We start from the raw sequence: 21,173 nt of genomic DNA on the forward strand, positions 1-21,173 counted from the left end.
ATGAAAACAAAACTAGAATTAACGATGTTTGGAAAGCTCATGCCGGTAATGGCGCTTCTTATTGTGGCGGGCCCAGCCTTTGCAAAAAAACAGGAGGCGCCGGAAGTTCCGGCCAAGCGTCCGGTCAGCGAATATGTTAAGGCTGATGTTGAGTATAAGATCGATGTTTACGACCCTTGGGAAGGATTCAACCGCCGTATGTACCGTTTTAACTACGGCTTTGATAAATATTTCTTCCTGCCGGTTGTGAAGACCTATGAATTCATTTTGCCAAAGCCGGTTGAAAAAGGCGTATCCAACTTTTTCGGCAATTTGGGCGAGGTCAACACGTGCGCCAACTGCCTGCTGCAGGCCAAAGGCGGAAAGGCAGGCAAAACTGCGGGGCGCTTCGTAATCAATTCCACGGTGGGAATTCTCGGACTATTCGATGTTGCAACCAAGATGGGCATCCACGGGCAAGACGAGGACTTCGGCCAGACGCTGGGTGTCTGGGGGGTTGGAAACGGCCCCTATTTGGTGCTGCCGGTTCTGGGCCCTTCTTGTGTTCGGGATACTGGAGGAATCGTAGTCGATGGCGTTGGGCACAGCCTGTTGGTCAATGGGCTCATAGGTACTCTGGGAATGACCGACAACGAGGAGCGGAACCTTTCGCTCGGACTCAGCGCACTCCGCGCTGTTGATAAGCGTCACCAGATCGGTTTTCGCTATTATGAGACCGGTTCGCCTTTCGAGTATGAGATGGTGCGGATGCTCATAACAGAGAAGCGAATCATTCAAGTCGAAAATTAATGAAGCAGGCGCCCTGTCTTAGGCAGGGAGCCGTTAGTGCTGATGCCGGGGTTTTCGAACCCCGGCTGTTTTTTTGCATCTATCGCGCACTTTTCCGGCGATATCGCATTTGAATCGAGTTAATCCTGTTTTCCGGCTGGAAAAAACGGTTTGATACGCTCCGATTATGAATAACGAAATCATTACACCGGACCAGGAATTCGAGCAGAAGCTGCGCCCGTCGCGCTTCGCGGATTTTACGGGGCAGGACAAGATCCGCGAGCGACTCGAACTGTTCGTGCAGGCCGCGCGCGAGCGCAACGACGTGCTTGACCATGTATTGCTCTCCGGCCCGCCCGGTCTGGGGAAAACCACGCTCTCCTACATTCTTGCCGATGCAATGGATGTAAACATTAAGTGCACCTCCGGCCCCGTGGTTGACAAACCCGCGGATTTAGCCGGCTTGCTCACCAGTCTTGAGCGTGGCGACGTGCTCTTTATTGACGAAATCCACCGCATGCAGCGCTCTGTCGAGGAATACCTCTATTCCGCCATGGAGGATTTCGTAATTGATATTGTGATCGACCAAGGGCCCAACGCCCGCTCGGTGCGGCTCAACATTGAGCCCTTCACGCTGATTGGTGCAACCACGCGCAGCGGGATGCTTTCCGCCCCCATGCGCTCGCGCTTCGGGCTGGTCAATCGGTTGGACTACTACGATGCTGCCACGCTGGCGATCATCATCAAGCGTTCTGCAAGAATTTTGAATGTGGAACTTGAAGAAGCCGGCGCCATGGAGATTGCTTCGCGTTCGCGGGGCACGCCCCGCATTGCCAACAACCTGCTGCGTCGCGCCCGCGACTATGCCCAGGTCAAAGCCGACAACCGCATCACCGCCGAGCTGGCCGACAAAGCGCTCAATCTGCTGGATATTGATGAAGATGGATTGGAGGAAATGGACAAGCGCATCCTCTCCTGCATTATTGAAAAATTTGGAGGTGGTCCCGTTGGACTCAACTCCATGTCGGTGTCTGTGGGCGAAGAGTCCGACACAATCGAAGAAGTCTATGAACCGTATCTTATTCAAGAAGGCTATCTTCAGCGCACGGCGCAAGGCCGCATTGCCACGGCGCTGGCCTATCGAAAGTTCGGTTTGCAGCCCAAGGATTAATACAGGTTTTCAATCGTAAATTCGTGGTCGACCGTTCTGGACGTGATGTTCGTGAGGTTTATGCGGGCTTCGCCAACGCTAAGTGCTTCGAGCCCGCCGTTGATGTAGTTGGTGAGTGCCGCGGTGATCTTGGCATCATCCGGTTGCCATGAATCCATGGCCCATTCCTGAACTGCATTGTTCAAAAGAAGAGTATTAGATTGTTTGGTTTTGTACAGGACGCGGGTGCGGGCGACGCTGAAGGACGGCAGGGCAATGGAGGCAAGGAGGCCTATCACGGCTACTGTAACCGTGGTTTCAATCAGTGTGAATCCATGCTTCCGTTTCATCATTAAACCTACAAGACGCTACGAGCTAAGGCTTTTAATGTGGATTTGCCAATAAGAAACAATGGGCCGCCTTTGTTTAGATAAGATGCCAATATGCAAAAAGGAGAGGCAGAGCCTCTCCTTTTTGCATGTTCCGATGCTTCAAATGCTAATCAACGCGATGGGTGACTTCCACGAGGTGGTAGCCGAATTGCGTTTTGACCGGACCCTGGACTTCGCCCACCGGCGCGCTGAACACGACTTCGTCGAATTCCTTCACCATCTGTCCGGGGCCGAAGGTTCCTAGGGCGCCGCCTTCTGCGCCTGACGGGCATTTAGAGTGCAGTTTTGCGAGTTCCGCAAAATCCGCGCCACCGTCGATCTGGTTTTTAAGGTCGGTGCAATCTGCTTCTGTTGCGACCAAAATGTGCCTTGCTGCTGCTGATGCCATGGGTTCTCTCCTTAAGTTTGAATTAAAGGGGGAAGATGCAGGTTTGGTCGGAAGCACTCAAGCCCGGATCGCCGTATTTCAACCGGAGATTACCGTGTGGAACGCTTATTCATTGCTTTCGGTCGAGGGGGCAATCCGTTCGGCCAAGGGCTGGAACCGGTTGGTCAGCCTCATCTGCTCATCCGTCATGTTGGTTTGCATGTGCTGCTTCACATAGGCGATGGAATCTTCGGCGGAGAGCTGAAGGATGTCGCGTACGATGCAGCAGGTCATTACCCCGGTGCGACCAACTCCTGCATTGCAGTGTACGGCCACGTTGGCGCCGGCGCGCAGGTAGCCTGATACTTGGTCGACCACTTTAGAGAAGGCGTGCCGTTCGGGACTGGTGTAGTCGGCAATCGGAAAGCGGATGGGCTCTATATGGTGTTGCTTGTAGGTTTCAATGACATCGCGTTTCGCTTTCTTGGCCAGTTCGGCGTCGGTGACGAGCATGACCACAAACTCGATGCGGTTCTGCTTATAGATTTTAAGCAGGTTGTTGCCCGGGTCGTAAGGCCCAAAGGGCATCGGGCTGACAAACAGCTTTCCTTTTACCTCCAAGGGGATCCGTACGCAGGTTTTTTCTATTTTCCCGAACCAAAGCATTAATCGTCTCCAAACAGTAAAAACGCACCCTATATATAATGGTTGAAAAATTGAACTGTGAATAAACGAAAAAGAGCATCAATGTTTTCGCGCATTGGAATTTACAAGGGAGGATGGGTGCGTTCAAACTGTGTACATGAATATAGAGCAGTTCATCAATGGGTCGCCGTTCTTTAAAGAGTTGTCCGAGGTGCACCGGTGCGAGGTAGCGAACATCAGCGCATATAAAGAAGTGAGCAAGCGCGACTATCTTTTCCATGAAGGCGAAAAGGGGAGCAGCATGTTCCTCCTTGTTGAAGGAAACGTCCAGCTGCACAAAAACACCGAGGATGGGCGCGAGGTGGTGATCCGGGTCATCAAGCCGGGCGAAATTTTTGCCGAAGTCGTCTTGTTTGAAAAGGAGCGTTATCCGGTCTCTGCGCGCGCAGTGACGAATGTGCATCTCCTGATCTTTCCGCGGGAAGGCATTCATCGCTTGCTGGCCGAGGAGGGGTTCCGGAATGACTTCGTTGCTTTGTTGATGGCGAAGCAACGCTATTTGACCGAACGCATCCAGGAGTTGACGACCAAGGACGTTGAGCATCGGCTTTTTACCTTTTTACGCACGCAATACGGCGAAAAGGAAGTTATTCATACGCCGCTTTCTAAAAAAGACATCGCCGCCGCCATCGGCACCACGCCCGAAAGCCTGTCGCGGCTGATTCTTCGTCTTCACGATGAAAAGGCCGTCATTTGGCAGGGCAAGGAAATCCGCATCCTGACCGACTCGTGGAAATAGTTGGAGCAGGGGCCGTGCGTGATGATTCTTTCAACGATTGTCGCACTCTTCTTCTCGATGAAGAGCTTCGTTAATGTCCGCCGCCTCCCAATTGGCGGCGGGGCGCCACGGCTATCGCCTCTTTTGAGCTGAAGCCGTTGTTGCTTAAAGAGCCACACTCTTTTGCCGGTCCCAGTCTGTCCGCAAGGAAGAGAGGCAGACTTGCTGGATGTGGATTTGGCTGGTAGGATAGCTCCAGCGCAAACAACGGAGTTAATAATGAATATGCTCATTTTAACGATTGTAAAGGTTGTAGCCTGTCTGGCTTTCATTGCGGACGGAGGTGCAAAGCTGATGAAGTCGAAGCCGTTGGTGGAGCAATTCCATGATTTCCGGCTGCCACTAGAAATCATGTATTTCATCGGCATCATTGAAATTCTGGGGGGAATTGCCCTCTGGATGGAGATATTGGATGTGTGGGCTTTTTCTGGTTTGGCTTGCCTGATGCTGGGTGCCATGAAGAGCCACATTGTGGCAAAGCACCGGTTTTTTCACCTTCTTCCGGCCGCGGTGTTGTTCTGCCTTTGCGTATCTGGTGCGTTGCTTGCAAATTGGCTGAAGTAGCTTTGTTCAAGCGGATCTTTTACGAGGCCTGCATCTATCGGATCCCCTTAATTGTCCAATAAAGAGGTTTAGTCTCGATTTTAATAGTCAACTAAGGTTACAAATCCGGGTGGTACTGCACTGTTAAGGAGTCGGATGTCATGATGTCGAGTAGTCCGGTCGTTTTCGCTGTTTTTTTTACTTCGTTGGTTGGAGTTGCTTTTGCGGAATTTTCCTTTAAGGACAATGATGGGGTGATGACGGTCAGCCAAGAAGGGCAGGAGCTTTTCGGCTACCAGTTCCAACCCTTGGAAAATCCGGTGGGTGGCGACAAATTTAAAGGCTCGAACTTTATTCATCCGCTGAAAACGCCTTCCGGCTTTACCGGCACTGATTTCCAGCCCGTGGATCATCTGCACCATTTCGGTCTTTGGTGGCCATGGAAAAAGATCAAGGTGGACGGTCGTGAAATTATCACCTGGGAGCTGCAGAAGGGCGAAGGGTTGAATCAGGGCCGCAAAGCTGTCCCCACCAAAACCGGTATTGTTGCTGAAAGCGATTATCTTGACCGGACGGCTCCCGATGGACCGCTGGGGGTTCTTCATGAGACCACCCAGATAGGCATCGAAAATTTTAAAACCACCTTGGCAGACGGGTATTTTCTGGATTTCGACATCGAGCACCGATGTTCCACCGAGCTGCCGGTCGAAGTTTCCAAATACCGCTACAGCGGATTTTCAATCCGTGCTTCCAAGGATTGGAGCAAGGATAACAGCACCATTCTTACCAGCGAAGGGAAGAGGCGCCTTGAAGCCAATTTTACCCGGGCGGTTTGGGTGAAGGGCGAGGGAGCTGTTCCAATGGGTGAAAGTGCCGGTGTTTTGATGATGGGGCATCCGTCCAACCACGCCCACCCGGAACTGCTGCGGACTTGGGACACTCAGCATAACGGCGCGGTGTTCGCCAATTTTAATCCGGTGCAGGATGCTTCGTGGAATTTTGAACCCGGGAAAGCCTATGCACGGCGCTACCGGGTGCTTGTATATGATGGAGAGATCAACAAAGAACAGGCAGACCGTCTGTGGGAGGAATACAGGAATGAAAAATAGCACAGCACTTTCCCGAAAAAACTTTCTGGCTGGATCAGCGGGCATAATGGCCGCTCCATTAATTCTGCCGTTGGGCGTTTACGGCGCAGAGCAGGCATTAAGGATTGGTTTGATCGGTTGCGGGCGGATGGGGCGTTCAAACATCATGAGTGTTTTTGGCCGCGGGGATAAAGAGAACGTATTGATCACTGCGCTCGCAGATGTGGACGCTAACCGCGCCAACAAGCTGAAGAAGGAGTTGGAGCGGAAATATGCCGGCAGGGGCAGAAAGTTGAAATCCAGGTCTATCAGGATTGCTACGAGCTTCTGCTTGCATCAGGTGTTGATGGCGTTGTGATTGCGACGCCGGATCACCAGCACGCCGTGAACGCGATTGCGGCGGCTGATACGAAGAAGGATATCTATTTGCAAAAGCCGCTGACCTATTCTGTGGTGGAAGGGCAAAAGCTGGTAGAGGCGGTGCGGAGAAACAACGTGGTGCTTCAGGTTGGAGCCCAGCAGCGCTCCAGCATTTATTTCAGGAAACCCTGCGAACTGGTGCGCAACGGAGCGTTGGGGGAAATACACACGATTGAAGTAGAGGTGCCTACAGACAAGGGAACCGGTGACCCGGCTCAATCGCCTGTTCCGGAAAACCTCGACTACGACATGTGGCTGGGGCCGACGCCGATTCATCCTTATGCCGAATGGCGGGTTCACCCGCAATCAGATCTGAGCCGTCCGGGCTGGCTGCAGATCGAACCCTATTGCCGTGGAATGATCACCGGTTGGGGCGCGCATATGTATGATGTTGCCCAGTGGGGGCTTGGAATGGACGAAAGCGGCCCTGTGGAAATCAGCGCCACCGGCGAGTTTCCGAAACGCGGACTATTCGATGTGCATGTTGCTTATCAAGGCGAAGCCACCTATGCCAATGGCGTCAAGGTGGTTTCGCGCAACGGAAAACCGGGCGTAAAGTTTATTGGAGAGGACGGTTGGATCCGTTGCTGGCGTGGCGGATTTGAGTCGAATGACCGCGAGATCTTTCGCCAGAAAGTTTCAGAGGGTGGAGTTCATCTCTACGAAAGCAAGCACCATGAAGCCGATTGGCTGCAGGCGATGCGCTCTCGGAAAGACCCCGTCAGTACGGTGGAGATCGGGCACCGCTCCAATACGATTTGCGTGCTGCACCACATTTCCATGAAGCTCGACGGGCGCAAGCTGAAGTGGGATCCGGTCAAGGAGCAGATCATAGGCGATCCCGAGGCCAACGCCATGCTCGATTTCGAGCATCGCGCACCTTGGACGGTGTGATCCTCGGGTGTTGGATGAATAAATAGAACAATTAGGACAGAATAATTTTCAGTGCGACTGTCCGGGGTAATTATTCTGGCTACATATTTCGCACGCATGGCTGGAGGTTGCGGAGGAGCTTATGAAGAGTAAGAAAACAGTTAAAGCAGGGATCGTTGGGGCAGGGTTTGCCGCGTCGTTCCATTACGATGCCCTTTGCAGGGTACATGGTGTCAACGCGGAGGTGGTCGGCGTGTTTTCGCATTCGGGCGGAGCGGAGTTCGCGGAGAAACGGGGCATTAAGAATTTCGGCTGTCTCGACGAACTGCTGGATCAGGTGGATGTCGTGCATGTTTGCGTGACCGCCGATGCGCATGAGGAAATCACGGTGGCCGCGTTGGAAAAGGACAAGTTTGCCATCGTGGAAAAGCCGCTGACGGGTTATTTCGGCGATGGAAGCGACGAATTCAACGGTGATACGTTCCCGAAGCAGATTGCCCTGGAGTATGCGGCGAAGAGCGTTGAACGGATGATTGAGGCCGAGAAAAAGAGCAAGGGAAAGATCCTCTATGCCGAAAACTGGGTCTATGCGCCGTCCATCCAGAAAGAGCGCGAGATCATCGAAAAGACCGGAGCCCAGATCCTGTGGATTCATGGTGAACAAAGCCATTCCGGCTCCCTGGCGGACAGCTATGCGCATTGGAAGTTTTCCGGAGGAGGCGTGATGCTCGGGAAAGGGTGCCATCCTTTGTCGGCCGCCCTTTACCTTAAGCAGGTGGAAGGTCTGGCGAGGAACGGCAAGGCGATTCGCCCAAAGAGCGTGACGGCGAGGACGCACGCCATTACCCGCCTGCCCGGTTTCATCGACGAAGGCCACATTCGTTGCGATTATCACGACATTGATGATTTCTCGATCATGCACGTGGTGTTCGAGGATGGCACCATCGCCGATGTCGTTTCGTCCGACATTGTGACCGGGGGGATTAAGAACCATGTTTCCGTCATGGCCAACAACCACCGAACGATCTGCAACATTGGCCCTAATAACGCCATGGAGACCTACAACCCGGTCGATGAAAACTTCAAGGATATCTATACCGTGGAGAAGATAGGAACGAAGCAGGGCTGGCAATGCACCTCGCCGGACGAGGCTTGGTTCAATGGCTACCAGCATGAGATGGAGGCTTTTTATCGGACGGTTGCCTATGGGGATCGGATCGAGTCGAACAGTAGTCTGGCTTCGGACACGATTCTCACGATCTATAGTGCATATGTTTCATCGGAAAACTCCGGCAAGGAAGTGGAGATACTGATAGTTGGCTGAGCCGAGGTGTTTAATAGGGAGTATTAAATGAAGAGTATTATTTTAACTGTTGCGGTGGGCCTGATGGTTGGCTGTGCAACCAATAACTATATCGAGGCTCCAATGGTCACAAAAGAAATCGAATCTCCGACGGCGGCGTGGATTGGGTTAATCAGTTCGTTGGCTCCGGAAAAAGCAACCGTGGTTCCGGCAAAGCCCAGACGCGTGCTGGTTTTTTCGCTGGCGACCGGCTTCAAGCACATTGTTGCTCCCCATGTGAAGGAGGTCATCGAGGTGCTTGGCGACAAGACCGGGGCGTTCAGGGTGGAGTTCAGCGACGACATCAGCGTGTTCGAAAAGGAGAGCCTGGCTCAATATGACGCCATCTTAATGAACAATGTTTGTCCTGATCGCGCCAAACGGGATTTGTTTTGGGATGTCCTAAAGGATGAGCAGAAAGCGGCTGAGCTAGAGGCCAACCTTATAGAGTATGTTGCAGGAGGCGGGGGGCTTGTGGTGGTTCATGGCGCCATAGCGTTCCAGATTAATTCGCCGGCCGTAAGTGAAATGATCGGTGGCAGCTTCGACTGGCATCCTAAATTTCAGACGGTGACGTTGGAGCTGGTTGATCCAAAACATCCGTTGGTTGCAGTCTTCAAGGGCAGGGGGTTTGTTCATCAGGATGAGCCCTATCTCTTTAAGAACGCTTATAGGGAAAAGAATTTTCGGCCGTTGCTGGTGATGGATGTTTCGAAGTTGGACCCTGAAACGTTCAAGAAAAAGGGCGTGGCCGATGATGTCCGCTATGTGGCCTGGATCAAGAGCCATGGCGAGGGGCGTGTCTTTTATTGCAGTCCTTCGCACCATCCCAGCAGCTACGAAAGCGAGGCGATGCTCCGCTTCCTGCTCGATGGAATTCAGTATGCTGTAGGCGATTTGCAATGCGACGATTCGCCAATCGGGCCGAAATAGCTTTGGAAAGCATCTTGGTGCGGTTTGTTTTTGGTGCCTATGGGTTAAAAAAGACCTTCTGCAAAACACGCTTTATTAGCGCTTTGTGATAGGCCGTAAAAATAAAGAGAAAAAACGGTTGCGGGAAAAACGATTCTGACTACTATCCGTCTCCCTGTTCACAACACGTCAGCCGATTTTGAGGCTGCGGGGTGAACAGGTAACTGTTCTTTTTCAATAACTGAAGATATCGGAAGTGCCGGGCTGCAAAGCCGACTCCCTGCAATGCAAAACGAGCTGATAGCCGTTCATGTGATGCAAAGGATGGATCGAAAGATCGGCGATTAATTCCGCCGTTTTTAGCGCGTTGAAAATAATTTGATTTTCGGGTTGATCGAAATGCTTCGATCATTACTATAGCCCGCCTTGTTCAAAACAAACCGGTTGTTGAGACACACGATGCAGGTTGAATGAGACCGTTGCTTTCGAGCAGCAAAAAATGATCTTTGATACATAATTAAAAAGTTGAACTTTCGGGTTGCGGGATTCATTTGAATCCCTACTATGACCCGCCTGCTCAAACCAAACGATTCGCCTCAGTGCAGTCGATATAAGTTGAGTGGATGTTCTTTAAAAACTTTTTTACAGAAAGCGGTTGACTGATCCGGTCAGTTTGGTAGGTTGTCCGCCGCTTCAACGGAAAAGCCGCTGGAAACAGCGCCGATAAGTTGAAGCCTTTTTGTTCTTTGAAATCAGAATAACTCATAAGTAAACATGACAGAATTCAAGCATCGCTTCGAATCAGAAGTGGTGCGGTTTGTTATAGCCAATGCTTTGAAACTATTGTTGATCCTTCCTTTTAAGGAAGAGATTGAGTTTTAAAACGCGAACAAATATCAGGATTTAAACACCAATTTCAATTAAATTTGATGGAGAGTTTGATCCTGGCTCAGAACGAACGTTGGCGGCGTGGATTAGGCATGCAAGTCGAGCGAGATTCCATTTTTTCAATTCTTCGGAAAAGAAGCTATGGATGACAGCGGCGAACGGGTGAGTAATATATGGGTAATTTGCCTCTTTGTTCGGAATAGCCATTGGAAACGATGTGTAATGCCGAATGTGATCAGCCACTGCATAGTGGCCTGTTTAAAGGCGGGGATTCTTCGGAACCTGTCGCAAAGAGATAAGCCCGTATCCTATCAGCTAGTTGGTGAGGTAATGGCTCACCAAGGCTTACGGGTAGCCGGCCTGAGAGGGTGATCGGCCACACTGGGACTGAGACACTGCCCAGACTCCTACGGGAGGCTGCAGTCGAGAATCATTGACAATGTACGAAAGTATGATCATGCGACGCCGCGTGGAGGAAGACGGCCTTCGGGTTGTAAACTCCTGTCAGCAGGGAAGAAAGACAGCACTATTAATACTCGTGCTGTTTGACGGTACCTGCAGAGGAAGTCACGGCTAACTCTGTGCCAGCAGCCGCGGTAATACAGAGGTGGCGAACGTTGTTCGGATTTACTGGGCGTAAAGGGTCCGCAGGCGGATCGGTGTGTCAGATGTGAAAGCCCACGGCTTAACCGTGGAATTGCATTTGAAACTGCCGGTCTAGAGTACTGGAGGGGAGAAGGGAACACTTGGTGTAGCGGTGAAATGCGTAGATATCAAGTGGAACACCGGCGGCGAAGGCGCTTCTCTGGACAGATACTGACGCTCATGGACGAAAGTTAGGGTAGCGAAAGGGATTAGATACCCCTGTAGTCCTAACCGTAAACGGTGTGCACTAGACGTGGGAGGCTTTACCCCCTTCCGTGTCTGAGCTAACGCATTAAGTGCACCGCCTGGGGAGTACGGTCGCAAGATTAAAACTCAAAGGAATTGACGGGGACCCGCACAAGCGGTGGAGCATGTGGCTTAATTCGATGCAACGCGAAGAACCTTACCTGGGCTTGACATATAGCTGCATACGATCCGAAAGGAACGTAGCCTTCGAGGGTGCTATACAGGTGCTGCATGGCTGTCGTCAGCTCGTGCCGTGAGGTGTTGGGTTAAGTCCCGCAACGAGCGCAACCCCTGTGTTTAGTTGCCAGCACGTAATGGTGGGAACTCTAAACAGACTGCTGGTGAAAACCAGAGGAAGGTGGGGATGACGTCAAGTCAGTATGGTCCTTATGTCCAGGGCTGCACACGTGCTACAATGGGTGATACAATGGGAAGCTAAGCCGCGAGGTGGAGCAAATCCTCAAAATCACCCCCAGTTCGGATTGGAGTCTGAAACTCGACTCCATGAAGTTGGAATCGCTAGTAAAGGTATATCAGCTACGATACCTTGAATACGTTCCCGGGTCTTGTACACACCGCCCGTCACATCATGGAAGTTGGTTGCACCCGAAGTCGTTGATCCAACCCGTCAAGGGGGGAAGACGCCTAAGGTGTGATCGGTAACTGGGATGAAGTCGTAACAAGGTAGCCGTTGGGGAACCAGTGGCTGGATCACCTCCTTTCTAAGGAGAAGGCCAATCGCAAGATTGGACCTAGGGTATTGCCCTTCGGGGTATGGCAGCATGAAAGTGATGCCGCAAGGTTTAGGCTTAACAAACCGCACCATTTCTGGAACGAAGCTCCTTATGAGTTATTCAGCAAGATTAGTAGTACCAATCTGGGGGTATAGCTCAGCTGGGAGAGCGCCTGATTTGCATTCAGGAGGTCATCGGTTCGATCCCGTTTACCTCCACCATTTTGAATGAAGGGCGTGTAGCTCAGTTGGTTAGAGCGCGTCCCTGATAAGGACGAGGTCACAGGTTCGACTCCTGTCACGCCCACCATTTAATGGAAGATTGGACCATCTTGCACCACAACATTTTTCCGCTTAGGCGGAGTGTTCTTTGACAATTGCATAGTATTGAATAACTGCAACAAGCGCATGTATACTTTATATATGTTACTTATAGAGATCTCTTCGGAGGTTTCGAACCATTTCCGTTTTGCGGAAATGATAGTGACTTGATTTGATCAAGCTACTAAGGGCGTACGGTGAATGCCTTGGCTTCAGTAGGCGATGAAGGACGTGATAAGCTGCGATAAGCTTCGGTGAGGGGCAAATACCCGTTATCAACCGGAGATTTCCGAATGGGAAAACCCAGCAGAGGTAATGCTCTGTTATCAGTGTGTGAATTAAATAGCGCATTGAGGCGATACCCGGTGAATTGAAACATCTTAGTAACCGGAGGAAAAGAAAACAATAGTGATTCCGTAAGTAGTGGCGAGCGAACGCGGAACAGCCCAAAACACCTTGTTTACAGGGTGTGGTGTGGACCACGACGTGGTACTCGAATAGATAGCAGAACCGTTTGGAAAGACGGGCCATAGCGGGTGATAGCCCCTTAAGCGAAATCTTGACGAGACCTAGTGGTATCCCGAGTAGGTCGGAACACGTGAAACTCTGACTGAATACAGGAGGCCCACCTCCTAAGGCTAAATACTAACTGAAGACCGATAGTGAACTAGTACCGTGAGGGAAAGGTGAAAAGAACCCCTTTTAGGGGAGTGAAATAGAACCTGAAACCGTACGCTTACAAACTGTGGTAGCCCTTCGGGGTGGCCGCATGCCTTTTGCATAATGAGTCTGCGACTTACCGTATGTGGCAAGGTTAAGCATCTTTCGATGTGGAGCCGAAGCGAAAGCGAGTGTTAATAGCGCGATTTAGTCGCCTGCGGTAGACCCGAAACCTGGTGAGCTACCCATGGACAGGATGAAGCTTCTTTAAACGGAAGTGGAAGACCGAACCAGTACGTGTTGAAAAACGTTTGGATGATCTGTGGGTCGGAGTGAAAGGCTAACCAAACCAGGTGATAGCTGGTTCTCCCCGAAATACCTTGAGGGATAGCCTCGACGAATGCAATTCACGGAGGTAGAGCACTGAGTACTTGATGGTCCCTCCCGGGATACTGAGAGTTTTCAAACTCCGAATACCGTGAACGTCACGTCGGGAGTCAGACTGCGGGGGATAAGCTCCGTAGTCGAGAGGGAAACAGCCCAGACCGCCAGCTAAGGCCCCTAAATGATAGTTAAGTGGAGAAGGATGTTAGATTGCGAAGACAGCTAGGATGTTGGCTTAGAAGCAGCCACCATTTAAACAAAGCGTAATAGCTGACTAGTCGAGTGGTTTAGCGCCGAAAATGATCGGGGCTCAAACTATCTGCCGAAGCTGCGGGTTTTAACTACTGTTAAAGCAGTAGGGGAGCGTTGTGTACCGGGTTGAAGGGAACGGGGAACCGAACCTGGACTGTACACAAGTGATTATGCAGACATGAGTAACGATAAGGGGAGTGAGAATCTCCCCCGCCGAAATCCTAAGGGTTCCTGGGGAAGGTTCGTCCGCCCAGGGTTAGTCGGCCCCTAAGGCGAGGCCGAAAGGCGTAGTCGATGGGAAACGGGTTTAATATTCCCGTACCGCTGTACACGAGTGATGGAGGGACGCAGTAGGCTAATTCAGCCGGCGATTGGAAATGCCGGTCTAAGCGTGTAGGGTATTCCGTAGGTAAATCCGCGGATGTTTGCCTGAGACGCGATGGGACATGGAGCCTCCGGGTGATGTGGATTGGATGATGCCAGGCTGCCGAGAAAAGCTTCTAAACGTTGAATGTAAAGCGACCGTACCAAAACCGACACAGGTAGGAGGGTAGAGTATACCAAGGCGCGCGAGAGAAAGGTTGTTAAGGAACTCGGCAAATTAACCCCGTATCTTCGGAAGAAGGGGTCCTCGAGTTGGCTAACAATTTACTTGTGATGTTAATTCGAGGCGCAGTGAAGAGGCGAAGGCGACTGTTTATCAAAAACATAGCACTATGCTAACTCGCAAGAGGATGTATATGGTGTGACACGTGACCAATGCCAAAAGGTTAAGGCAAGGGGTTAGGACTTGTTCCGAAGCTCTGAACCGAAGCCCTGGTGAATGTCGGCCGTAACTATAACGGTCCTAAGGTAGCGAAATTCCTTGTCGGGTAAGTTCCGACCTGCACGAATCGTGTAACGATCTTCGCACTGTCTCAACAACCATCTCGGTGAAGTTGTAGTTCCGGTGAAAATGCCGGATACCCGCGGCAGGACGGAAAGACCCCGTGAACCTTTACTGTGACCTGACATTGGACTTTGATATGTCGTATGTAGGATAGCTGGGAGGCTTTGAAGCATTCTCGTCAGGGGATGTGGAGCCATTGGTGAAATACCAGTTTCGGTTTATTGAATTTCTAACCACGAACCCTTGAATCAGGGCGTGGAACAGTGTCTGGGAGTCAGTTTGACTGGGGCGGTTTCCTCCCAAAGAGTAACGGAGGAGCACAAAGGTACCCTCAGCATGGTCAGCAATCATGCGTAGAGCGTATAGGTATAAGGGTGCTTGACTGCGAGACCCACAAGTCGAGCAGGTGCGAAAGCAGGTCTAAGTGATCCGGTGGTAGCTAGTGGTAGCGCCATCGCTTAACGGATAAAAGGTACTCCGGGGATAACAGGCTGATGATTGCCAAGAGTCCACATCGACGCAATCGTTTGGCACCTCGATGTCGGCTCATCGCATCCTGGGGCTGGAGAAGGTCCCAAGGGTTGGGCTGTTCGCCCATTAAAGCGGTACGCGAGCTGGGTTCAGAACGTCGTGAGACAGTTTGGTCCTTATCCGCCGTGGGCGCAGGAAATTTGAAGAGATTAATCCTTAGTACGAGAGGACCAGGATTAACGTGCCTCTGGTGTTCCAGTTGTTCTGCCAAGAGCATCGCTGGGTAGCTACGCACGGGAAGGATAAGCGCTGAATGCATCTAAGTGCCAAGCCCCCTCTGAGATAAGATTTCCCTATGGCCTTGTGCCATCTAAAGGCTCGTTCTAGACTAGGACGTTGATAGGCTGGGCGTGGAAGTACAGTGATGTATGGAGCTAACCAGTACTAATTAGCCGTGAGGCTTGATCTTAATTTTTTATTAAGGTGTACATGCCGTTGTTGTTATTTCAATACTATGCAGTTGTGATTTTTGAAAATTTTCCGGTTGCCATAGCGGGAAGGAAACACCTGTTCCCATTCCGAACACAGAAGTGAAGGGTCCCAGCGGCAATGGTACTGAGGATTAGACCTCGGGAGAGTAGCACGCAGCCGGTTTTATATATTTTTCTTCCTTTAATGGAAGATGTCTCAAGAACTCCAGTTCGGCTGGAGCACGGTATCAGGCAGTTTCGACTGCGGATCACCACCCTCACAATACTATGCGAGCCTGATAAAACGGGCCATATGACTGAGGCTTGTTCTTTTATAAAAACTTTTTTACAGAAAGCGGTTGACTGATCCGGTCAGTTTGGTAGGTTGTCCGCCGCTTCAACGGAAAAGCCGCTGGAAACAGCGCCGATAAGTTGAAGCCTTTTTGTTCTTTGAAATCAGAATAACTCATAAGTAAACATGACAGAATTCAAGCATCGCTTCGAATCAGAAGTGGTGCGGTTTGTTATAGCCAATGCTTTGAAACTATTGTTGATCCTTCCTTTTAAGGAAGAGATTGAGTTTTAAAACGCGAACAAATATCAGGATTTAAACACCAATTTCAATTAAATTTGATGGAGAGTTTGATCCTGGCTCAGAACGAACGTTGGCGGCGTGGATTAGGCATGCAAGTCGAGCGAGATTCTATTTTTTCAATTCTTCGGAAAAGAAGCTATGGATGACAGCGGCGAACGGGTGAGTAATATATGGGTAATTTGCCTCTTTGTTCGGAATAGCCATTGGAAACGATGTGTAATGCCGAATGTGATCAGCCACTGCATAGTGGCCTGTTTAAAGGCGGGGATTCTTCGGAACCTGTCGCAAAGAGATAAGCCCGTATCCTATCAGCTAGTTGGTGAGGTAATGGCTCACCAAGGCTTACGGGTAGCCGGCCTGAGAGGGTGATCGGCCACACTGGGACTGAGACACTGCCCAGACTCCTACGGGAGGCTGCAGTCGAGAATCATTGACAATGTACGAAAGTATGATCATGCGACGCCGCGTGGAGGAAGACGGCCTTCGGGTTGTAAACTCCTGTCAGCAGGGAAGAAAGACAGCACTATTAATACTCGTGCTGTTTGACGGTACCTGCAGAGGAAGTCACGGCTAACTCTGTGCCAGCAGCCGCGGTAATACAGAGGTGGCGAACGTTGTTCGGATTTACTGGGCGTAAAGGGTCCGCAGGCGGATCGGTGTGTCAGATGTGAAAGCCCACGGCTTAACCGTGGAATTGCATTTGAAACTGCCGGTCTAGAGTACTGGAGGGGAGAAGGGAACACTTGGTGTAGCGGTGAAATGCGTAGATATCAAGTGGAACACCGGCGGCGAAGGCGCTTCTCTGGACAGATACTGACGCTCATGGACGAAAGTTAGGGTAGCGAAAGGGATTAGATACCCCTGTAGTCCTAACCGTAAACGGTGTGCACTAGACGTGGGAGGCTTTACCCCCTTCCGTGTCTGAGCTAACGCATTAAGTGCACCGCCTGGGGAGTACGGTCGCAAGATTAAAACTCAAAGGAATTGACGGGGACCCGCACAAGCGGTGGAGCATGTGGCTTAATTCGATGCAACGCGAAGAACCTTACCTGGGCTTGACATATAGCTGCATACGATCCGAAAGGAACGTAGCCTTCGAGGGTGCTATACAGGTGCTGCATGGCTGTCGTCAGCTCGTGCCGTGAGGTGTTGGGTTAAGTCCCGCAACGAGCGCAACCCCTGTGTTTAGTTGCCAGCACGTAATGGTGGGAACTCTAAACAGACTGCTGGTGAAAACCAGAGGAAGGTGGGGATGACGTCAAGTCAGTATGGTCCTTATGTCCAGGGCTGCACACGTGCTACAATGGGTGATACAATGGGAAGCTAAGCCGCGAGGTGGAGCAAATCCTCAAAATCACCCCCAGTTCGGATTGGAGTCTGAAACTCGACTCCATGAAGTTGGAATCGCTAGTAAAGGTATATCAGCTACGATACCTTGAATACGTTCCCGGGTCTTGTACACACCGCCCGTCACATCATGGAAGTTGGTTGCACCCGAAGTCGTTGATCCAACCCGTCAAGGGGGGAAGACGCCTAAGGTGTGATCGGTAACTGGGATGAAGTCGTAACAAGGTAGCCGTTGGGGAACCAGTGGCTGGATCACCTCCTTTCTAAGGAGAAGGCCAATCGCAAGATTGGACCTAGGGTATTGCCCTTCGGGGTATGGCAGCATGAAAGTGATGCCGCAAGGTTTAGGCTTAACAAACCGCACCATTTCTGGAACGAAGCTCCTTATGAGTTATTCAGCAAGATTAGTAGTACCAATCTGGGGGTATAGCTCAGCTGGGAGAGCGCCTGATTTGCATTCAGGAGGTCATCGGTTCGATCCCGTTTACCTCCACCATTTTGAATGAAGGGCGTGTAGCTCAGTTGGTTAGAGCGCGTCCCTGATAAGGACGAGGTCACAGGTTCGACTCCTGTCACGCCCACCATTTAATGGAAGATTGGACCATCTTGCACCACAACATTTTTCCGCTTAGGCGGAGTGTTCTTTGACAATTGCATAGTATTGAATAACTGCAACAAGCGCATGTATACTTTATATATGTTACTTATAGAGATCTCTTCGGAGGTTTCGAACCATTTCCGTTTTGCGGAAATGATAGTGACTTGATTTGATCAAGCTACTAAGGGCGTACGGTGAATGCCTTGGCTTCAGTAGGCGATGAAGGACGTGATAAGCTGCGATAAGCTTCGGTGAGGGGCAAATACCCGTTATCAACCGGAGATTTCCGAATGGGAAAACCCAGCAGAGGTAATGCTCTGTTATCAGTGTGTGAATTAAATAGCGCATTGAGGCGATACCCGGTGAATTGAAACATCTTAGTAACCGGAGGAAAAGAAAACAATAGTGATTCCGTAAGTAGTGGCGAGCGAACGCGGAACAGCCCAAAACACCTTGTTTACAGGGTGTGGTGTGGACCACGACGTGGTACTCGAATAGATAGCAGAACCGTTTGGAAAGACGGGCCATAGCGGGTGATAGCCCCTTAAGCGAAATCTTGACGAGACCTAGTGGTATCCCGAGTAGGTCGGAACACGTGAAACTCTGACTGAATACAGGAGGCCCACCTCCTAAGGCTAAATACTAACTGAAGACCGATAGTGAACTAGTACCGTGAGGGAAAGGTGAAAAGAACCCCTTTTAGGGGAGTGAAATAGAACCTGAAACCGTACGCTTACAAACTGTGGTAGCCCTTCGGGGTGGCCGCATGCCTTTTGCATAATGAGTCTGCGACTTACCGTATGTGGCAAGGTTAAGCATCTTTCGATGTGGAGCCGAAGCGAAAGCGAGTGTTAATAGCGCGATTTAGTCGCCTGCGGTAGACCCGAAACCTGGTGAGCTACCCATGGACAGGATGAAGCTTCTTTAAACGGAAGTGGAAGACCGAACCAGTACGTGTTGAAAAACGTTTGGATGATCTGTGGGTCGGAGTGAAAGGCTAACCAAACCAGGTGATAGCTGGTTCTCCCCGAAATACCTTGAGGGATAGCCTCGACGAATGCAATTCACGGAGGTAGAGCACTGAGTACTTGATGGTCCCTCCCGGGATACTGAGAGTTTTCAAACTCCGAATACCGTGAACGTCACGTCGGGAGTCAGACTGCGGGGGATAAGCTCCGTAGTCGAGAGGGAAACAGCCCAGACCGCCAGCTAAGGCCCCTAAATGATAGTTAAGTGGAGAAGGATGTTAGATTGCGAAGACAGCTAGGATGTTGGCTTAGAAGCAGCCACCATTTAAACAAAGCGTAATAGCTGACTAGTCGAGTGGTTTAGCGCCGAAAATGATCGGGGCTCAAACTATCTGCCGAAGCTGCGGGTTTTAACTACTGTTAAAGCAGTAGGGGAGCGTTGTGTACCGGGTTGAAGGGAACGGGGAACCGAACCTGGACTGTACACAAGTGATTATGCAGACATGAGTAACGATAAGGGGAGTGAGAATCTCCCCCGCCGAAATCCTAAGGGTTCCTGGGGAAGGTTCGTCCGCCCAGGGTTAGTCGGCCCCTAAGGCGAGGCCGAAAGGCGTAGTCGATGGGAAACGGGTTTAATATTCCCGTACCGCTGTACACGAGTGATGGAGGGACGCAGTAGGCTAATTCAGCCGGCGATTGGAAATGCCGGTCTAAGCGTGTAGGGTATTCCGTAGGTAAATCCGCGGATGTTTGCCTGAGACGCGATGGGACATGGAGCCTCCGGGTGATGTGGATTGGATGATGCCAGGCTGCCGAGAAAAGCTTCTAAACGTTGAATGTAAAGCGACCGTACCAAAACCGACACAGGTAGGAGGGTAGAGTATACCAAGGCGCGCGAGAGAAAGGTTGTTAAGGAACTCGGCAAATTAACCCCGTATCTTCGGAAGAAGGGGTCCTCGAGTTGGCTAACAATTTACTTGTGATGTTAATTCGAGGCGCAGTGAAGAGGCGAAGGCGACTGTTTATCAAAAACATAGCACTATGCTAACTCGCAAGAGGATGTATATGGTGTGACACGTGACCAATGCCAAAAGGTTAAGGCAAGGGGTTAGGACTTGTTCCGAAGCTCTGAACCGAAGCCCTGGTGAATGTCGGCCGTAACTATAACGGTCCTAAGGTAGCGAAATTCCTTGTCGGGTAAGTTCCGACCTGCACGAATCGTGTAACGATCTTCGCACTGTCTCAACAACCATCTCGGTGAAGTTGTAGTTCCGGTGAAAATGCCGGATACCCGCGGCAGGACGGAAAGACCCCGTGAACCTTTACTGTGACCTGACATTGGACTTTGATATGTCGTATGTAGGATAGCTGGGAGGCTTTGAAGCATTCTCGTCAGGGGATGTGGAGCCATTGGTGAAATACCAGTTTCGGTTTATTGAATTTCTAACCACGAACCCTTGAATCAGGGCGTGGAACAGTGTCTGGGAGTCAGTTTGACTGGGGCGGTTTCCTCCCAAAGAGTAACGGAGGAGCACAAAGGTACCCTCAGCATGGTCAGCAATCATGCGTAGAGCGTATAGGTATAAGGGTGCTTGACTGCGAGACCCACAAGTCGAGCAGGTGCGAAAGCAGGTCTAAGTGATCCGGTGGTAGCTAGTGGTAGCGCCATCGCTTAACGGATAAAAGGTACTCCGGGGATAACAGGCTGATGATTGCCAAGAGTCCACATCGACGCAATCGTTTGGCACCTCGATGTCGGCTCATCGCATCCTGGGGCTGGAGAAGGTCCCAAGGGTTGGGCTGTTCGCCCATTAAAGCGGTACGCGAGCTGGGTTCAGAACGTCGTGAGACAGTTTGGTCCTTATCCGCCGTGGGCGCAGGAAATTTGAAGAGATTAATCCTTAGTACGAGAGGACCAGGATTAACGTGCCTCTGGTGTTCCAGTTGTTCTGCCAAGAGCATCGCTGGGTAGCTACGCACGGGAAGGATAAGCGCTGAATGCATCTAAGTGCCAAGCCCCCTCTGAGATAAGATTTCCCTATGGCCTTGTGCCATCTAAAGGCTCGTTCTAGACTAGGACGTTGATAGGCTGGGCGTGGAAGTACAGTGATGTATGGAGCTAACCAGTACTAATTAGCCGTGAGGCTTGATCTTAATTTTTTATTAAGGTGTACATGCCGTTGTTGTTATTTCAATACTATGCAGTTGTGATTTTTGAAAATTTTCCGGTTGCCATAGCGGGAAGGAAACACCTGTTCCCATTCCGAACACAGAAGTGAAGGGTCCCAGCGGCAATGGTACTGAGGATTAGACCTCGGGAGAGTAGCACGCAGCCGGTTTTATATATTTTCCAACCTTGGAACTTAAT

12 protein-coding genes, 4 tRNA genes and 6 rRNA genes are annotated in these 21,173 nt (G+C 50.9%); 19 read left to right on the plus strand and 3 right to left on the minus strand.

What is annotated here, in order from left to right; all coding sequences use genetic code 11:
• Together SCARR_RS23105 and ruvB are read left to right on the plus strand one after the other, a co-directional pair.
• Positions 1-789 carry an MlaA family lipoprotein gene (locus SCARR_RS23105; protein ID WP_222846419.1) on the plus strand — a complete coding sequence of 263 codons (789 nt, stop codon included), beginning with the start codon at positions 1-3 and terminating at the stop codon, positions 787-789.
• A gap of 166 nt (positions 790-955) precedes the next feature.
• On the plus strand, positions 956-1,939 hold the full coding sequence (ruvB, locus tag SCARR_RS23110) for a Holliday junction branch migration DNA helicase RuvB (RefSeq protein ID WP_136064123.1): 984 nt from the start codon (positions 956-958) through the stop codon (positions 1,937-1,939).
• On the opposite strand, the gene SCARR_RS23115 is transcribed toward ruvB, so the two are convergent.
• The 3 genes from SCARR_RS23115 to SCARR_RS23125 form a co-directional block, all read right to left on the minus strand.
• Complete coding sequence (locus SCARR_RS23115; protein ID WP_136064125.1) at positions 1,936-2,271, minus strand: type II secretion system protein; 336 nt, start codon at positions 2,269-2,271, stop codon at positions 1,936-1,938. The two genes, ruvB and SCARR_RS23115, sit on opposite strands and share 4 nt — an antisense overlap.
• A 145-nt stretch (positions 2,272-2,416) precedes the next feature.
• Entirely contained in the window at positions 2,417-2,698 is a 282-nt protein-coding gene (locus SCARR_RS23120; protein WP_136064127.1) for a peptidylprolyl isomerase, read from the minus strand.
• A gap of 105 nt (positions 2,699-2,803) precedes the next feature.
• Positions 2,804-3,343 (minus strand): protein-tyrosine phosphatase family protein, encoded by a 540-nt coding sequence (locus tag SCARR_RS23125; protein WP_136064129.1) that lies wholly within the window; start codon positions 3,341-3,343, stop codon positions 2,804-2,806.
• A gap of 136 nt (positions 3,344-3,479) precedes the next feature.
• Between SCARR_RS23125 and SCARR_RS23130 the strand changes: the two genes are divergently transcribed.
• The 17 genes from SCARR_RS23130 (at position 3,480) to rrf (SCARR_RS23210) (ending at position 21,144) form a co-directional block, all read left to right on the plus strand.
• Complete coding sequence (locus SCARR_RS23130) at positions 3,480-4,121, plus strand: Crp/Fnr family transcriptional regulator (RefSeq protein WP_136064131.1); 642 nt, start codon at positions 3,480-3,482, stop codon at positions 4,119-4,121.
• 258 nt (positions 4,122-4,379) lie between these two features.
• The gene (locus SCARR_RS23135) at positions 4,380-4,724 is read left to right on the plus strand and encodes a DoxX family protein (protein WP_136064133.1); all 345 of its coding nucleotides are present in this window, start codon (positions 4,380-4,382) and stop codon (positions 4,722-4,724) included.
• Between the two features lie 140 nt (positions 4,725-4,864).
• Positions 4,865-5,812, plus strand: a complete 948-nt coding sequence (locus SCARR_RS23140; protein WP_136064134.1) for a DUF6807 domain-containing protein — start codon at positions 4,865-4,867, stop codon at positions 5,810-5,812.
• Positions 5,802-6,149 (plus strand): Gfo/Idh/MocA family oxidoreductase, encoded by a 348-nt coding sequence (locus tag SCARR_RS23145; RefSeq protein ID WP_136064136.1) that lies wholly within the window; start codon positions 5,802-5,804, stop codon positions 6,147-6,149. The genes SCARR_RS23140 and SCARR_RS23145 overlap by 11 nt, the downstream gene beginning before the upstream one ends.
• Positions 6,119-7,105 carry a Gfo/Idh/MocA family protein gene (locus SCARR_RS23150; protein ID WP_246044524.1) on the plus strand — a complete coding sequence of 329 codons (987 nt, stop codon included), beginning with the start codon at positions 6,119-6,121 and terminating at the stop codon, positions 7,103-7,105. Before SCARR_RS23145 ends, SCARR_RS23150 begins: the two co-directional genes overlap by 31 nt.
• A 121-nt stretch (positions 7,106-7,226) precedes the next feature.
• Entirely contained in the window at positions 7,227-8,408 is a 1,182-nt protein-coding gene (locus SCARR_RS23155) for a Gfo/Idh/MocA family protein (RefSeq protein ID WP_136064140.1), read from the plus strand.
• Between the two features lie 27 nt (positions 8,409-8,435).
• Positions 8,436-9,359 carry a ThuA domain-containing protein gene (locus SCARR_RS23160; protein ID WP_136064142.1) on the plus strand — a complete coding sequence of 308 codons (924 nt, stop codon included), beginning with the start codon at positions 8,436-8,438 and terminating at the stop codon, positions 9,357-9,359.
• 905 nt (positions 9,360-10,264) lie between these two features.
• Positions 10,265-11,839: ribosomal RNA gene (locus SCARR_RS23165) — 16S ribosomal RNA — on the plus strand.
• Between the two features lie 157 nt (positions 11,840-11,996).
• A tRNA-Ala gene (locus SCARR_RS23170) sits at positions 11,997-12,072 on the plus strand.
• Between the two features lie 11 nt (positions 12,073-12,083).
• Positions 12,084-12,160, plus strand: a tRNA-Ile gene (locus tag SCARR_RS23175).
• A gap of 185 nt (positions 12,161-12,345) precedes the next feature.
• Positions 12,346-15,296, plus strand: a 23S ribosomal RNA gene (locus SCARR_RS23180).
• Positions 15,297-15,366: 70 nt separating this feature from the next.
• Positions 15,367-15,481, plus strand: a 5S ribosomal RNA gene (rrf, locus tag SCARR_RS23185).
• Between the two features lie 446 nt (positions 15,482-15,927).
• A 16S ribosomal RNA gene (locus SCARR_RS23190) occupies positions 15,928-17,502 on the plus strand.
• A 157-nt stretch (positions 17,503-17,659) separates the two neighbouring features.
• A tRNA-Ala gene (locus SCARR_RS23195) sits at positions 17,660-17,735 on the plus strand.
• An 11-nt stretch (positions 17,736-17,746) separates the two neighbouring features.
• Positions 17,747-17,823, plus strand: a tRNA-Ile gene (locus SCARR_RS23200).
• Between the two features lie 185 nt (positions 17,824-18,008).
• Positions 18,009-20,959, plus strand: a 23S ribosomal RNA gene (locus tag SCARR_RS23205).
• Positions 20,960-21,029: 70 nt separating this feature from the next.
• A 5S ribosomal RNA gene (gene rrf, locus SCARR_RS23210) occupies positions 21,030-21,144 on the plus strand.
• Together the 16S, 23S and 5S rRNA genes with 4 tRNA genes alongside form the textbook arrangement of a ribosomal RNA operon.
• Positions 21,145-21,173: the final 29 nt, after the last annotated feature.

The organism is Pontiella sulfatireligans, from assembly GCF_900890705.1.
GTDB lineage: Bacteria > Verrucomicrobiota > Kiritimatiellia > Kiritimatiellales > Pontiellaceae > Pontiella > Pontiella sulfatireligans.

Bases quoted from the DNA above. Each gene is read 5' to 3' on its own strand.
- SCARR_RS23105 (WP_222846419.1), top strand. From the start codon at position 1: ATGAAAACAAAACTAGAATTAACGATGTTTGGAAAGCTCATGCCGGTA.
- ruvB (WP_136064123.1), top strand. From the start codon at position 956: ATGAATAACGAAATCATTACACCGGACCAGGAATTCGAGCAGAAGCTG.
- SCARR_RS23115 (WP_136064125.1), bottom strand. From the start codon at position 2,271: ATGATGAAACGGAAGCATGGATTCACACTGATTGAAACCACGGTTACA.
- SCARR_RS23120 (WP_136064127.1), bottom strand. From the start codon at position 2,698: ATGGCATCAGCAGCAGCAAGGCACATTTTGGTCGCAACAGAAGCAGAT.
- SCARR_RS23125 (WP_136064129.1), bottom strand. From the start codon at position 3,343: ATGCTTTGGTTCGGGAAAATAGAAAAAACCTGCGTACGGATCCCCTTG.
- SCARR_RS23130 (WP_136064131.1), top strand. From the start codon at position 3,480: ATGAATATAGAGCAGTTCATCAATGGGTCGCCGTTCTTTAAAGAGTTG.
- SCARR_RS23135 (WP_136064133.1), top strand. From the start codon at position 4,380: ATGAATATGCTCATTTTAACGATTGTAAAGGTTGTAGCCTGTCTGGCT.
- SCARR_RS23140 (WP_136064134.1), top strand. From the start codon at position 4,865: ATGATGTCGAGTAGTCCGGTCGTTTTCGCTGTTTTTTTTACTTCGTTG.
- SCARR_RS23145 (WP_136064136.1), top strand. From the start codon at position 5,802: ATGAAAAATAGCACAGCACTTTCCCGAAAAAACTTTCTGGCTGGATCA.
- SCARR_RS23155 (WP_136064140.1), top strand. From the start codon at position 7,227: ATGAAGAGTAAGAAAACAGTTAAAGCAGGGATCGTTGGGGCAGGGTTT.
- SCARR_RS23160 (WP_136064142.1), top strand. From the start codon at position 8,436: ATGAAGAGTATTATTTTAACTGTTGCGGTGGGCCTGATGGTTGGCTGT.